At 58.3% G+C, this 13290-nt stretch carries 12 protein-coding genes and 2 pseudogenes; 9 read left to right on the top strand and 5 right to left on the bottom strand.

Going from position 1 to position 13290, the window contains the following annotated elements:
• Positions 1 to 2: 2 nt before the first annotated feature.
• From KX729_RS29505 to KX729_RS29495, 4 genes are all read right to left on the bottom strand, one after another.
• On the bottom strand, positions 3 to 170 hold the full coding sequence (locus KX729_RS29505; protein ID WP_219746042.1) for a hypothetical protein: 168 nt from the start codon (positions 168 to 170) through the stop codon (positions 3 to 5).
• 526 nt (positions 171 to 696) lie between these two features.
• The gene (locus tag KX729_RS33900; protein WP_312992663.1) at positions 697 to 906 is read right to left on the bottom strand and encodes a GNAT family N-acetyltransferase; all 210 of its coding nucleotides are present in this window, start codon (positions 904 to 906) and stop codon (positions 697 to 699) included.
• A complete protein-coding gene (locus tag KX729_RS29500) occupies positions 854 to 1162 on the bottom strand; it encodes a GNAT family N-acetyltransferase (protein ID WP_246617972.1) in 309 nt (102 codons plus the stop codon). The genes KX729_RS33900 and KX729_RS29500 overlap by 53 nt, the downstream gene beginning before the upstream one ends.
• A gap of 24 nt (positions 1163 to 1186) precedes the next feature.
• Positions 1187 to 1390 carry a cold-shock protein gene (locus KX729_RS29495; protein ID WP_219746041.1) on the bottom strand — a complete coding sequence of 68 codons (204 nt, stop codon included), beginning with the start codon at positions 1388 to 1390 and terminating at the stop codon, positions 1187 to 1189.
• Between the two features lie 222 nt (positions 1391 to 1612).
• On the opposite strand from KX729_RS29495, the pseudogene KX729_RS29490 reads away from it, so the two are divergent.
• Positions 1613 to 2737 (top strand): annotated as a pseudogene (locus KX729_RS29490) (PAS domain-containing protein).
• Positions 2734 to 3159, top strand: a complete 426-nt coding sequence (locus KX729_RS29485; RefSeq protein ID WP_219746040.1) for a response regulator — start codon at positions 2734 to 2736, stop codon at positions 3157 to 3159. Before KX729_RS29490 ends, KX729_RS29485 begins: the two are co-directional and overlap by 4 nt.
• 215 nt (positions 3160 to 3374) lie before the next feature.
• On the opposite strand, the gene KX729_RS29480 is transcribed toward KX729_RS29485, so the two are convergent.
• Positions 3375 to 3641 carry a DUF2188 domain-containing protein gene (locus tag KX729_RS29480; RefSeq protein ID WP_219746113.1) on the bottom strand — a complete coding sequence of 89 codons (267 nt, stop codon included), beginning with the start codon at positions 3639 to 3641 and terminating at the stop codon, positions 3375 to 3377.
• An 11-nt stretch (positions 3642 to 3652) separates the two neighbouring features.
• On the opposite strand from KX729_RS29480, the gene KX729_RS29475 reads away from it, so the two are divergent.
• From KX729_RS29475 to KX729_RS29445, 7 genes and pseudogenes are all read left to right on the top strand, one after another.
• Positions 3653 to 5668, top strand: coding sequence for a S8 family serine peptidase (locus KX729_RS29475; RefSeq protein ID WP_219746039.1), 2016 nt, complete (start codon positions 3653 to 3655; stop codon positions 5666 to 5668).
• 38 nt (positions 5669 to 5706) lie between these two features.
• Positions 5707 to 6181 (top strand): annotated as a pseudogene (locus KX729_RS29470) (proton-conducting transporter transmembrane domain-containing protein); the annotation flags it as partial.
• Between the two features lie 107 nt (positions 6182 to 6288).
• Positions 6289 to 7269, top strand: coding sequence for a hypothetical protein (locus KX729_RS29465; protein ID WP_219746038.1), 981 nt, complete (start codon positions 6289 to 6291; stop codon positions 7267 to 7269).
• On the top strand, positions 7262 to 7957 hold the full coding sequence (locus KX729_RS29460) for a hypothetical protein (RefSeq protein ID WP_219746037.1): 696 nt from the start codon (positions 7262 to 7264) through the stop codon (positions 7955 to 7957). The genes KX729_RS29465 and KX729_RS29460 overlap by 8 nt, the downstream gene beginning before the upstream one ends.
• 126 nt (positions 7958 to 8083) lie before the next feature.
• Entirely contained in the window at positions 8084 to 8572 is a 489-nt protein-coding gene (locus tag KX729_RS29455; RefSeq protein WP_219746036.1) for a hypothetical protein, read from the top strand.
• A gap of 152 nt (positions 8573 to 8724) precedes the next feature.
• Positions 8725 to 11034 (top strand): alpha/beta fold hydrolase, encoded by a 2310-nt coding sequence (locus KX729_RS29450; protein ID WP_246617968.1) that lies wholly within the window; start codon positions 8725 to 8727, stop codon positions 11032 to 11034.
• Between the two features lie 23 nt (positions 11035 to 11057).
• Complete coding sequence (locus KX729_RS29445; RefSeq protein ID WP_219746034.1) at positions 11058 to 12953, top strand: P-loop NTPase fold protein; 1896 nt, start codon at positions 11058 to 11060, stop codon at positions 12951 to 12953.
• Positions 12954 to 13290 lie beyond the last annotated feature (337 nt).

Genomic DNA, 13290 nt, shown 5'->3' with positions numbered 1-13290 from the left:
TTCTAGGATCTCCCACTTTTGAGAACCGCAAGATCATCTTCAACCGCGCGGTTGGCAAGCACGGCCAGTATGAAATTGTCGGCAAGCTCGACCAGCGCGGCCGCGATTTCCTCGGGCTCCCAGCCAGAGCAGACCGCGGTCTCGGGGGCGGACGAGAAGGCGTCGTCCATCGCTTCCTGGCACCGTACAAGGCGGTCGGCGTCGCTCCCGACTGGTGACTAGGTTTCGCCATCCGAGTGAGATGGAGTCCGCGTGGGCCGCTTCAAGGCGCCTGTGATGCTGATCACTGACAATTCGCCAGGATGCGGGCGAGCGCGCGGTTCGAGCTTTCGATGTCGGTTCACAGATGAATAGGAACCGCTGCCGCCACCGTCTTCGTCATGTCGATCGAACCGGTACTGGCATTACCCTCACGGAACTCATCTTGCGATCGTCGCCGGCCATACTATCTCGAGTCGAAACTCTCGACCTGAAGACCCGAGATGGACGAGAAGACCACCCCCGTTTTCGCCGAAGCAGACATCGAAATCCTGCCACCGGAGCGTTTATCAAGCGGATCCGCGACATCCCGATGCGCCTTTTGCGGCCGGTGGTCGGCATGATCACCACGTTCCATCTCAGACATCCTCAGTATGCCGTCTGGCCGACACTTCATTGAGGGCGTCGACGCCTCCCAAACCGCGGACTGCCTGTCCTTCAGCCCTTCTGTCGCGCCCAGACCTTGCAGACCGCCGCCTCCGTCTGCCGAAAGGTCTCGAAACCCATCCGCTCGTAGTAGGCTTGAGCCACGGCGTTGTCCTTGCCGATGAAGGCCTCGATCTTCGACAATCCTGCTTCTGTCGCAGCCTGCTCGCTAGATGCGAACAGTCTGGTGCCGACGCCGGTTCGAGCTGCTTCCGGCGACACATGGGTTAATAATCCCCCAGCCGACCGGCGTGTCGTAGGGGTTGCCCTTGACGGCGCGGATCAGGGACTGAAACCCGAGAAGGCTACCATCCTCGTCTTCGGCGAGACTGCAGCGTATGACAAGAGGATTGGCGACGTAATGATCCCTAACGTAGTCTTCGTCCGTCGGCATCGTGCGTCTGCCCGCCGCGACAAGCTTCTCGAGCATCGCGCTCATCGACGCCACGTCGTCCTCGGTGGCCGTCCTGATGTTCATCCAGGAAACTCCGCTCGACCTACGTCAGGCGCCACGGACGTTCTCGGCTTTCGACTTGCCGGTCTTTCGATCCTGACCCACGTCGTACGACACCTTCTGCCCGTCGCGGAGCAGCGTCGAACCCTGGACCGCGCTGACATGGACGAACACGTCCTGTCCGCCGTCGTCTGGCGTTATGAATCCAAAGCCCTTGTCCTGGTTGAAAAACTTGACCGTACCGTAAGCCACTGAAAATCCCCTGGTTGGTATCCTGCGGGTACTTCATAGCGGCTCGGCGGGAGGCCCGCAACGGCTTAGCCGCCCTGTTAGGTATGGGCGGGCCAACCACGTCTCACCGATCGAGTGTGGTTTCGAGAGGGGCACTGTCCGATGGAACTCACGCGCGATGCCGCCGTGTCTGGAACTATTCGGGCCGCCGGTCATTCCGCTCAGGATCAGCAGGGGCCGATAATGCCAGATAGTGATACCAGTCAGAGCGACGCTCGACGTGCGGGCGAGCGCCTAGCAGCGGCGCGTGTCCGGGAAGATCCCTTCGCTGCGGCCTTCAAGGCGACGCGCATGCCGATGATCGTCACCGACCCGAACCAGCAGGACAACCCAATCATCTTCTGCAACGCGGCTTTCCAGAGATTGACTGGATATTCCAACGACGAGCTTGTCGGGAAGAACTGCCGGCTGCTCCAGGGGCCGGAAACAAGCGGAGATACAGTCTGACGCCTCCACGAGGCGGTATCCGAGGGGAAGGACATCTCGGTCGACATTCTCAACTACAAGAAAGACGGCAGCACATTCTGGAACGCGCTGTTCGTCAGTCCGGTGCGCGACGACGACGGCGACATAATCTACTTCTTCGCCTCGCAGCTCGACTTCACGAACATCAAGAGCAAGGAAGCGGAACTTGCCGCCGCCCGACATCAGGCCGAGGCGGAAGTCGCCGAGCGAACCGACGACCTGCAGGAGTCGCTTGCGGCCCGTACGCTCCTGGTCCACGAGGTCGACCATCGGGTCAAGAACAACCTCGCTACAATGGCATCGATCGTGAAGATGCAAGTACGGCTCACCGAAGACGAGGGCCAGCGACACGCACTTCTCTCGGTCCTCAACAGGATCGAGGCGATCAGCACCGTGCAGCGCAAGCTGTTTACGACAAACGACGTCGAGAGGTTCGACATTGGAGACTTTGCTCGAGAGCTCGCGACCGACCTCGTGGAGGCTATCAAGCGCGACGACATTAGGCTGACGATGGACGTCTCGCCAGTACTTGTTCCCGCCGTGAAGGCGACGCCGCTCTCGCTCATTGTCAACGAACTGGTAGGCGACGCGGTCCGACGAGGGCTGGCCGATGGCGGTGGCGAAATCCATGTCGTCGTGCGACGACTCAACGGGCACTTTCTGATCCGCGTCGAGGACACGTCGGAGCCGGTGGAGCCGGACCCCGCCAGCGCCGAACTTGGGCGGCGCATGCTCGAGGCGTCCGCCAGACAGGTTGGCGCGACGATTGAAAAGACGATGGAAGGTCGGCGCTCGATCGTCGACGTCACGCTTCTCGTAGAAAACAAGGACACACCGCAGTGAAAGTGATGATCGTCGAAGACGAGATGCTGCTTGCCATGGAGCTGGAGAGCGAAGTCGAAGCCGCCGGGCATGCCGTGGTCGGAATGGCGTCAAGCAGCGCTCAGGTTCCTGATATCGTCCGCGACGGAGGCCTGGAGTTCGCGTTTGTCGACATCCACCTGCAGGACGGCCCCACGGGCATCGAGGTAGGGCGGATGCTTTCCGGAAAGGGGATTCCATACATCTTCGTCAGCGGCAACATCAAGAAGTTGCCTCCGGATTTCGCTGGGGCGCTCGGCGCGATCGAGAAGCCATATACGATGAATGGGATGGCGAACGCGCTTGCATATATCGACGCCGTGGTCAGTGGCGACGAAGGTCGTCTGCCGCCTGCGAGCTTGGTGCTCGCGCAAGACGTCGGGTACAGAGCAAGCGGCCGATGAGACTGGCCGACTATTTCTTCCAGGCGACGCCGCATACCCTGCCTTCGGCTAGACGAAGCGGCCACGCCGACGCGTCCTCCGTCTCATCGCAAAGTCTGCGCTCTTCGTGCGCGGCCTGCTCATCAACGAATTAAATCACCGGGTGCCGGTGCGCAAAGGCTCCCCGCGGACCGCCACCTTCACATCACCACAAGAGCAAGACCCGAAAAGCGTGGTCATGCCGACTTCTCCGCTGCATCATCGACGACGTCGGTCTCTGGACGGTCTCCGCCAGAAGCATGTTCCGTCTGCCAGCGACCGTCGGCAAGCTGGAACGATATCTCCGCGTCGCGGCCCTCAAGATGCTGCCGCTCTGCAGCGGAACGAGCTGCGGCTAGCGCGGCATCATGATTCGCGAAGGGCTCAGACCAGACGTCGTCCAGCCTGTACGCGAAACCCCCGTCGTGAGGCGGACGCCGACGTCCTGAAGGACATCGCTTCAAACGACCCAAGCATGCCCATCGCGATTGAAATCGAACTCGTCTATCGTGAGGGTCAGGCTCAGGCGGCGGAGGCACGGCAGTCGGTCATCAAGGCGGTCGAGATGGCAGGCGGTAGACTGCTTCACTCCAGTCGCCATCCGCAATTTCTTTCAGATGCGCTCCTCGTCGAACTCCCGGCTGTACAAGTCTACCCCATCGTTCAGCGTTCAGAGACTTCTCTCGCAGGACTCGACCCGATCATGTCGATAGGTCCCCAGGCTTCGATAACTGTTCGTGCCGACGAGCGGACAAGCGAGCCCGCCGCCGTTCCAAGGGATCTTCCGGATCGGGAGCCGATCGCCGGCCTCTTCGATGCTGTCCCGCTGCTGCAGCATGCACATCTTCGCGGGCGTATGCAGTTCGACGACCCGGCAAATCTGGACAACCGGTCAGTCGGTCTTCGCGTGCATGGGACGGCAATGGCTTCCCTCGTGATCCACGGCGACTTGAGCAGTCCAGAGCCTTCCATCAGCCGTCCGTTGTACGTTAGACCCGTGATGTATGCGCGGACGGCGGGAAGCGACGAGGAGGTCTTTCCCAATGACAGGCTGCTAGTCGATGATTTCTACGATGCAGTCGTCCGTATGAAGGTTGGGCTAGATGGGCTGCCGCCCTCAGCGCCGAGCGTTCTTGTGATAAACGTCTCTCTCGGGGACAATCGGCGACGCTTCGCGGGAAGGCTGTCGCGCTGGGCGAGAGCGATCGATGATCTTTCGTGGCGCTATGGACTGCTGTTTGTCGTAAGTGCAGGGAATCTCGATGCGGCTGGCTTAGACGATGTCGCCATAGAAGGATTCGCCGATCCTCTGCAGTTCTCGGCCGCATCGTCCGACGCCCGACAGACCGCGATCCTGCAAGGGCTCGCGGCTTCCATCCGGGATAGGACACTTCTAGCGCCAGCAGATTCAATAAATGCTCTAACCGTTGGTGCAGTGAACAGCGACAGAGCGGCAAATGCGTCGGTGGGAAATCCAGGAATCCTTCCGTTCGCCTCCGCGAATACCTTTCCGAATCTTAGTTCGGCTCCGGGTCCAGGGTACGGTCGGAGCATCAAGCCCGATATTCTGCTGGCAGGAGGTCAAGAACTGGTGCTGCCAACGCTCGGCGGCACGGGTGTGTCCGTTCGCCCGTTGAAATTGAACAAGCCGTTTGGCCTCAAGGCTGCGAGCCCTTACTCAGGCGATGGCACCCACTCCTCCGTATCGTTCGTCGGACAGACCAGCACGGCCGCCGCTATCGCCACGCGGACGGCTCATCGTCTCCACGACGTTCTTGAAATTTCCTACGGTTCCGCCTTTCTGACACTTTCCTCACGGCACCGCGCCCTTTTGTTGAAAGCCTTGCTCGTCCATCGAGCTCGTTGGAGCAACGTGACCGACAAGATCGACCAAGCTTTTGGAGCCGGCCTGCACTGGCAGAAGCGAAGAGCGAATGCAGCGCGCCTCTTGGGCTATGGCATCGTCGATCACGATGACATCCTTTACTGCGTGAAGAACCGCGCGACCGCGTGGGCCGTGGGTGACGTCCAGAAGCTCGGTGCCGCGATAGTTTCGCTACCTCTTCCAGCCTCTCTTTCGGGACAGACCGTTCCCAAGACGATCGCAGTGACCTTGGCGTGGTTTTCCCCAACAGCACCAGGTCGCCGCAGCTACAAGACCACCCGACTTATCGTCGCCGATCCCAATGGAGACGACCTTGGTCGATTGGGCATGTCGAAGAACGACCTTCAGCCGGATGTGAACGCCACGAGGAGAGGGACGGTCGCGCACAGGATCTTCACAGGAGAAAAGGCTGCTGCCTTCGTCGCTAACGATCGCATAGAATTCCGAGTTCAACGCGAGAAGGACTACGGAGTGGGTGCGGACGATGTGATAGCCTTCGCCATCGCGATCACGATTCAGACCGATGCGGACCTGCCGGTTTACGAAGAAGTTGCGCTGAGCCTGCCCATCAAGCCTGCCGTCGTTATCACACCTCCCGCCGCGTGAGACCGTTAAAGCACGCCGTTCGACCACGCTGCATCAAACAAGACGCCATGTTCCAAATGATCTCCCATGGCATCGTATCCGGAGCGCTCTTCCTTTGCGTCGGCGTGGTCTACGAGCGACTGCACACCAGAGAGATCGCTGCGTTCGGCGGCTTGGCGAACAACATGCCCAAATATGCCGCCGTTCTCATGGTCTTCACGATGGCTAACGTCGGTCTTCCAGGCACGTTTCTGACGATCATCGCAGCCTTCAAGGTCAACACCATCTTCGCATTGTTCGCTACTTCGGGCGTGATCTTGTCGGCCTCCTATGCGCTCTGGCTCTACCGGCGGGTGATTTTTGGCGCTCGACAAGGAGGAACTGAAGGGTCTTACCGATCTGACAAGCGTCGAGCGCTGGATGCTATACCCTTTGGTCGCCCTTGCTCTCTTGTTCGGCGTTTACACGGCACCCATCATGGAAGTGACGGCCAAGAGCGCGGCCGCTCTCGCGCAGGTCCTGGCGCGGCAGTAGTCAGCCGGAGCGGCGGCGAACTCGCCGTCCGCCGGCTTTACCATAAGCGATTACCATTGTTAAACGTTTGGCGGGTATCGAGACGCGGAAGCAACCACTCATGGTGAATGATGCCACCGATACCCGAAATCGACGGCCTGCCGTCCATCCTTCCGGATGCTGAGTTAAGACATCTCGCAAGCAAGAACCAAGGCGGCAAGAACCAGCGTGACGGTTATTCGTTCGAACTGGCATATGCGACCTACCAGTTCGGTAAACTTCTGAGCCGGATACGCGACGGCCGCGTCGAGGACGGCTCCGATCTGTGGATCGCGATGCAGGTTCCGAGTTACATCGATGACATCATCATCGGAATGGCGGGCGGCGTGCTCTGGATTGAGGCGAAACGCGGCGATGTGACTTGGCGGACAGGAGAAAAGAACCGCCGGATTGAAGACAATTTTGCTGCCCAGATCAACGCAGACAGGAAGTTGACGCAGCATGGTGGCGCCAGGAATACTTATAGCCTTGTGGTAAGCAGGAACGAGCGGGCCAAGATACTGAAGAACGACCTGCCGAAGGCATTCGGAGGAGCGCGGGTGCTAGTTGCCGCTTTTGCAGAGGGGCGACCGGACGAGATCGATATCAGCTCGCGAAGCTCAGTAGCGACGATTATCCGAAGGCTACTTCCGGAAAACGCGGCTCGATACAGATACGACCCGATGAACCCCTCGCCACTGGAGCTAGAAGATCTCCGTACCTGCGTGAACGATATTCTCGCTCTCGTCCATCAGCTTCCTTCCGGGCAAAAGCATGTCGTCTCCGAACTCCTTCCAAAGGTCGATGCAGAATGCCGAAACGTCTGTTGGCGTGCGAAGCCCGTGAAACTCTCGGCGGATGTTCGCGACATACTTGGCGCAGTCGATGGGATAGCGATTGTGTCGAGCAACGGGCGGGTGAAGTATGAAGTGCACGATGGTCCTGAGGGGTCCTTGTCGTGTATCTTGGGGACGGAAAGCGGCGATCGCTTCGAAGAGGCTGTTCGGCAGGCCCGCCCCGCATATCTGAACGAGGTATTGGCGATTTTTAGAGAGACCACCAATGGCTGATACGAGGCAGGAGGACGTCGCGAAAGCGATGGAGGTGCACCTTGGTCATCTCGACGAAGGAACGCGATCAATTGGTGCGGTACTTCACGACATGGGCGCTGACTTGATCAATCTCTGGCCGCCGGATCGGGCGCTCGAAGGCAAGAATGTGCATGTGGTCTGCACCGCAGAGGATCTGGACTTCATAGCGTCGGGGTTCATGGAAGCGCTTCGGAGCAAGAAAGCACGACCGTCCTATTCGTGTTTCTGGAATGAGTATCGCGTGAAGGACGTGGACGGCGTCATACCGGACTCGTCGTACATGATCGCACAATATACTCAGAAGGGTATTCTGAAACCCGACGAACTTGTGCTTGTTGCCTCCTCCTTGACGGAGTACGCGACGGCCGCCAGCAACCTCGCGAGGGTCATGGATCGCCACGACTCTCTTTCGCAGCCGCTGGTTTTCGTACCCGCTGCTAAGAGCCCGGACTTCGACTGCTTCAGCGAATCCTTCAAGGCACGTGGATTCGAGCAACCACCGTTCGTGCTTTCGGGGATACCGATTTCCGGCCGCGGAATGCGGCGCGGCGTCGATGTTCACGGTATTCTCCGCCGGTGGACGATCGGAGAGTACGGCGGATATGACCATGCTTTTATCCCGGAGACTATCGGTTCACAGATCCCCGCGTTGAAGAAGGGAATCTGATCATGCTTGGCGCTGTCAACTATCGACGCCAACCAGTTCAGATTGCTGTGCAAAGCTGAAACTCGTTCTTGACTTGTTCCGCTTTCCTGATTTCATATCAGCGAAGCGGAATAGACGGAGCGACGAATGAGCAGTTTGGAGTTACGCGAATTTCATAACTTCCTCGAGGGCTTGATCGAGGGATCCTCGACCGAACAGAGGTTTTCGATCGATAAAGTGGTGGGCGCGATCCTTCACAGCCATCCAAAGCGGCTAGAAAAGATTCAGGACCACGTCATCGCGCTCGGCCTTCGAACTTTGATTCGCAACAACTGCCGAGCGAAGGTAAGTTCGACGAACAACGGTCCAGACATGTTCGGCCACTACCACCTCGGCAAACGGATCCCTGTTCCATACAAGGATGAGCACGGAAAGCTTCGTTGGGACAGGAAGCGTCGGAGCGAATTGTCGTTCGACGACCTGGATGAGGTGATCGCGCGCTGGGAGGACCGGCCACCGAAGCAGTCGCGCGACCGCAAGGACTTCGACGAAATCGCACGTCGAACGGCGCCATACCGAGATGTAGCTCGGACAGTCGGCGAGGCTCTCGAAATGGCTGAGCGGGACGGAGTTTAGCCGGTCCTGCTTGTTGCTCAGGCTGGTCGAATCCTGGCGAGGGTGGCCTCTGCCCAGTATTCTCACTAGAGCTAAAGTTGTTCTTGCCAAACATTTTCCAGTGTACTTAATTCAACTGCCATCCACACGGCGAGGGGGATTTCGTGCTCAGGATGCTGGTTGCTGTATTTGGGCGGTTGCATGACATCGCGGTGCTTCGGCTCGCGAGAGTGTCGATGTTTCATGTAGCTGTATTCTTTTCGGTCGCCATAGGCGTTCCGACGGTAGGAACTGCAGCCGATCCAATTCGACTCGGCGTCGTTCAGAGCAGCAGCGGCGCCTACGCAAGTGACGAGACCGGTCTCACGGAAATGATCCGGATGCTGGTTGCCGAGCAGAACAGCAAAGGGGGTCTCCTCGGCCGACAAGTCGAACTTGTCGTCATGGATCCAGCCTCAAACGACGAAAAGTATGCCCAGGGAGCATACATACTAACCGCACGGGGAGACGTCTCCGTGATTTTCGGCGGCGCGCGTCAGTCGTCCTGCGACACAATGAGCGCGGTCGCAGAACAGGCGAAGGTTCTGCTGTTCTGCCCAGGCGAAAACACGACGCCCATAAACGGTGGATGGACTATCCAGCTTGGGCTGCCCGCACCGCAACGAGTCATTCCAGCCGTTGAATTTCTCCGCGAAAACGATGGCATCAGAAACTGGCTGCTTGCATCGACCGACGGGGCATATGGCAAGGAAGTGAACGGTCTCGTCGAGGAATACTTGAAGGCGAAAGGGGTGTCGTCGGACAGTGTCCTTACCAGATACGAGGATGTAGGTTCGACGGATTGGACCGGTCTCGCGATGGAGGCTTCGAAGCTCCAAGCGTCGAACAGCTCGACCGCAGTCATATCCACCATATTGGGCGACTCCAACCAATCCTTCAAAGAGGCTTTCGACCACCTGGGGCCGGGGACCGCAACGACGCCAATGATCGCGTTCGATCAGGGAGGGTTTGCAGCGAAGATCGCGCCCGCTGCCGGAACCCTCTCGGCCCGAGCCTACTTCGACACTCTCGACACCGCAGCCAATCGCGATCTGCTACGTCGATGGAAGGCATACGGGCATGCCGCAGAGCCCATCACGGAGATGATGGCTGCTGAAGCGCTGGGCTTTTCAATTTGGACCGCCGCAGTTGAACGGGCCGGCTCGGCGGTTCCAGCCGCTTGGCGTCCGCAGGTTCAAAGCGTCGCCGTGCCAGGATACGCCGGCTTCGACGTCAGCGTTGATCCCACCACTCGGATCCTTCAGGCGGTGCTCCTGGGGCGAGCGCAGTCGGACGGCACTTACATCGTCGAAGCGAAGACGCCGGTTCTGTTCGGAGATCGCTGGAATCCCGGCCTTCCGGATACCAAACTTCTGGTTTCGAAGTGGAACGCCGGCGTCGGCACTTGCGCGGTGTTCGATATGGAAGTGGGTTGCAAGCCGGCTGTCGACCAGAACAAGCGCACTGTCGATCTGATGATCGCAACCACCCGAAAAGTTGAAAAGGCGGCCAATGCCAGCCTGAACTTTGCCCCGGTCCGTTCTGATTTGACCTTCGGCGCCGCGCGCGTCTCGGTGCCGGCAGGCCATTCATTCGGTCAGGTGGATCGGCGTTCGTGGCTTCAGGTGTTCACCTTCAAATCCGTCTCTGAAACCGAGTTTCAAATCCAGGAAGAGAAGGAACTGTCGCGCGAGGAGTTCACATCCGCGATAAAGACTGCAAACCCCGAGGACGCTCTGGTCTACGTCCATGGATTTCGCAACACCTTCGACGACAGCGTTTTTCGGTTAGCGCAAATTGTTTGGGATACGAAGTATCAAGGCGTTCCCATCGTGTTTTCCTGGCCGTCACGCGGGACGACGGCAGGGTATGAGACTGACTATGACAGTGCCGAGTATTCTGCGCCGGCCTTTCGCGAACTGCTCCGGACGCTTAAGCAGGACGCCCATGTGAAGACCGTGCATGTCATCGCACACAGCATGGGCTCGCGGGTGGTTCTACAAGGGCTTCTCAGTTCCGAACCGAAGCTTGGAGATCGACCGTTAGGTGAACTGGTCTTTGCCGCGCCGGACGTCGACAGCCAGATCTTCGCTCAACAGATCGCGATTGTCAGGAGCATGGCAAAGGGAGTGACCCTCTACGCCAACAAGAACGACTGGGCACTTTTCGCGTCAAAACAGCTTCGAAATCAGTTCATGCGGGCGGGCGACGCTAGCATGCCCGATGGCCCGCTTGTTGCCGCTGGTGTCGATACGATCGATATCTCCTCAGTTGGCAGAGACTTCTTCAGCCTTAACCACAGCACCTTCTCAGAATCCATGTCGGCGATGGAGGAGATCGCGTCGCTTCTTTCAAGCGGCGTCCGGCCCCCGGACAAGCGGACGCACATTCTCGTCGGCATGCCTGCGGCATCTGCACCGACTTATTGGAAATTCCCCGACTGACAACACTGTAGGTAGGAGATCCAATGAATTCCCAGAGCGCGAATGGCTCCGAGAGGCCCACTGCCGAGCAGCTCGCAGTCGCCTTCTCGTTGGTGAGCATCATAGGATCCGAGACAACCGAATCTGCGTTCGCAATGTTTGGCGCGTGGGGGAGGGGCAAGACCTTTACATCTGAGACAGTTCGCAGAAACCTGCCCGCAGACATGCTGGCCATACGGTTTCCGAGCTGGCTTTATCCGAACAAACCGGAATGCTGGGCGCATCTCTACAGGACTATCTTCGAAGGTCTCTTGAGGGAAAACGCGTCGTCACTGTACTCGGCGGTGGTCCGCATGAATTTCGAAAGGTCCGGCGTCTGGCAAGCGGTCCTATCAGTCATCTACGTCATGATATGGTTGTTTGCGGCAAGTTCGCTGGACGTTGGCTTCGCGTGGAGCCTTGCATACTCGATTGGGCCAGTCGCGCTCTTGTTCGCGTGGAAAATCGCATCGGCGATCCCCAACGTCGTGAAACATCTGCACACTGTATATTGGCGGATTGAGAGCCATACTGAAAAACTTGGTCTACAAGAGACCATCGGACGAGATCTTAGAGATCTGATCAATGCCTGGAACGCTCCGAGCACACCAAGCATTCGAAGAATGATCGCGCTTATCCCGGTTCTGTACATCGTGCCGTTCGCGTTTCTGTTGGTGAAGGCGCTTAGCAAAGGCACTCCACTTTACACTGAATTATCGGGAAGCGTCCCTCCGATAATGGCTTGGTCCGTCTTCTGCCTATGCAGCCTGGTTCTGCTCGTGCTCGTCGAAACCAATCGACCAGGCAAAAAGCGGCTCCTCGTTATTATCGAGGATCTGGATCGTGTGTCCGCCGAGCACTCGCTATCGATAACAGAATCGATCTCCGTGTTTCTCGCCGATCACTCAGCTTCGGCGGCGATGCACTTCCTGTTCCTCATGGACGAGAAGGCGCTGGACAGTGCGATCGTCGCCCGCCATGGCGACGTCGTCGATCGCAATGTCGCCTACTACTTCAAGGAACGGCTCTTCAAGGCCCATATACGGCTGCCGCCCATGACCTCCGCGGAGGCCAAGGCAACGAGCTCATTCATCATCGAAAAGGACGTCTTGGACAAATTGCTCCAGGTGCGGGCGAACAGGCAGATGGAGATTGAGGCCCTCACCGCAAACCTTAAATCGGCGTCGAAGAAGTTTGAGGACGCTCAGGCAATGGCGATCATTCAGAAGGTCGAGGAAATCGTCACGCCAGCTTCTACCGATGAGGTGGAAGTCGCACCTCCACGTCGCACTGGCTCCATGCGGCACGATATGATGATGGGCGAGGAGGCCTATCTGCCACAGACTAAGACGGTTTATAAAGCAGCGGTGAAGCGGGTTCGCAAGGCGACAAGTGAGGAGATAGCGGCCTCGAAGAGCAACCGTGATGCGGCGATGAGATCTGCTTCCGCGGAAGTGCAGTCGGCCGAAAAGGCAGTGGCGAACCTCCGTGTGCAACTCGACGAGGATGAGGCCGCGATCGTCGCGTTCAAGAAGCGGCTTTATCACACGGACGAAGGTGCAACAAAGCTTCAGCCTATCATCCGTGTAGGGGACGCCGAGCGCCAGAAGATCGTCGAAATCATGGGCCGGCTCTCGGATGAGGAGGGAATTATCTGGGGTCCCCGCGCGATCATTTCATTTCTGCGAAAATTCGAAATGATGATGACGCTATGGCACTACCTGATCATTCGGTCGGAAGATCGCGCGCTGCACGACTGGGAGAAGTCGGCCATTCTCGACGCAATCTTCGTTGAGCTTGTCCATCTTCTCGGCAACACGCCTATGATTAACGAGGTGACACCCGATGCAACTGAGGAACAACGAGACGATGCGCGCCGGTTGGCGAGATACGTAGTCTGATCCAAGCGGGATTGCCAAGTAGACAGTCGACAGTTGGGAACCCAATCGTGCAAGAGGGACGGAGCTAAATCTTTTCGGAGTGTCCCTAGGCACGATTGCTCGCTGGCTCTTCCGTAGTTCGCTGTTGGCTCGAACTTAATCAGTTTGGCCCGTTCCAGCGTCGTTTTATCAAGTCGCGCTTCATCCTTGAACCCACCCTACACTCACTCAATGTGGCGGCAAGGTTGAAATGTCCGCCGGTTTGCAAAGTAGAAATGTCCGACGGGTCGTCACAATGCCCATCGACGAGCCCCGATCTGACCGGCTGATACCGGTTGCAAGATCAGATCGGGGCGTG

Source organism: Neorhizobium populisoli (genome assembly GCF_019430945.1).
GTDB classification, from domain to species: domain Bacteria; phylum Pseudomonadota; class Alphaproteobacteria; order Rhizobiales; family Rhizobiaceae; genus Neorhizobium; species Neorhizobium populisoli.
The sequence above is the reverse complement of the archived record's forward strand: the minus strand, read 5'-3'. Positions and strand labels throughout refer to the sequence as shown.

Excerpts from the sequence above, each read along its gene's own strand:
- KX729_RS29505 (WP_219746042.1), bottom strand. The coding sequence starts at position 170 with ATGGACGACGCCTTCTCGTCCGCCCCCGAGACCGCGGTCTGCTCTGGC.
- KX729_RS29500 (WP_246617972.1), bottom strand. The coding sequence starts at position 1,162 with ATGAACATCAGGACGGCCACCGAGGACGACGTGGCGTCGATGAGCGCG.
- KX729_RS29475 (WP_219746039.1), top strand. The coding sequence starts at position 3,653 with ATGCCCATCGCGATTGAAATCGAACTCGTCTATCGTGAGGGTCAGGCT.
- KX729_RS29465 (WP_219746038.1), top strand. The coding sequence starts at position 6,289 with ATGATGCCACCGATACCCGAAATCGACGGCCTGCCGTCCATCCTTCCG.
- KX729_RS29460 (WP_219746037.1), top strand. The coding sequence starts at position 7,262 with ATGGCTGATACGAGGCAGGAGGACGTCGCGAAAGCGATGGAGGTGCAC.
- KX729_RS29455 (WP_219746036.1), top strand. The coding sequence starts at position 8,084 with ATGAGCAGTTTGGAGTTACGCGAATTTCATAACTTCCTCGAGGGCTTG.
- KX729_RS29450 (WP_246617968.1), top strand. The coding sequence starts at position 8,725 with ATGCTGGTTGCTGTATTTGGGCGGTTGCATGACATCGCGGTGCTTCGG.
- KX729_RS29445 (WP_219746034.1), top strand. The coding sequence starts at position 11,058 with ATGAATTCCCAGAGCGCGAATGGCTCCGAGAGGCCCACTGCCGAGCAG.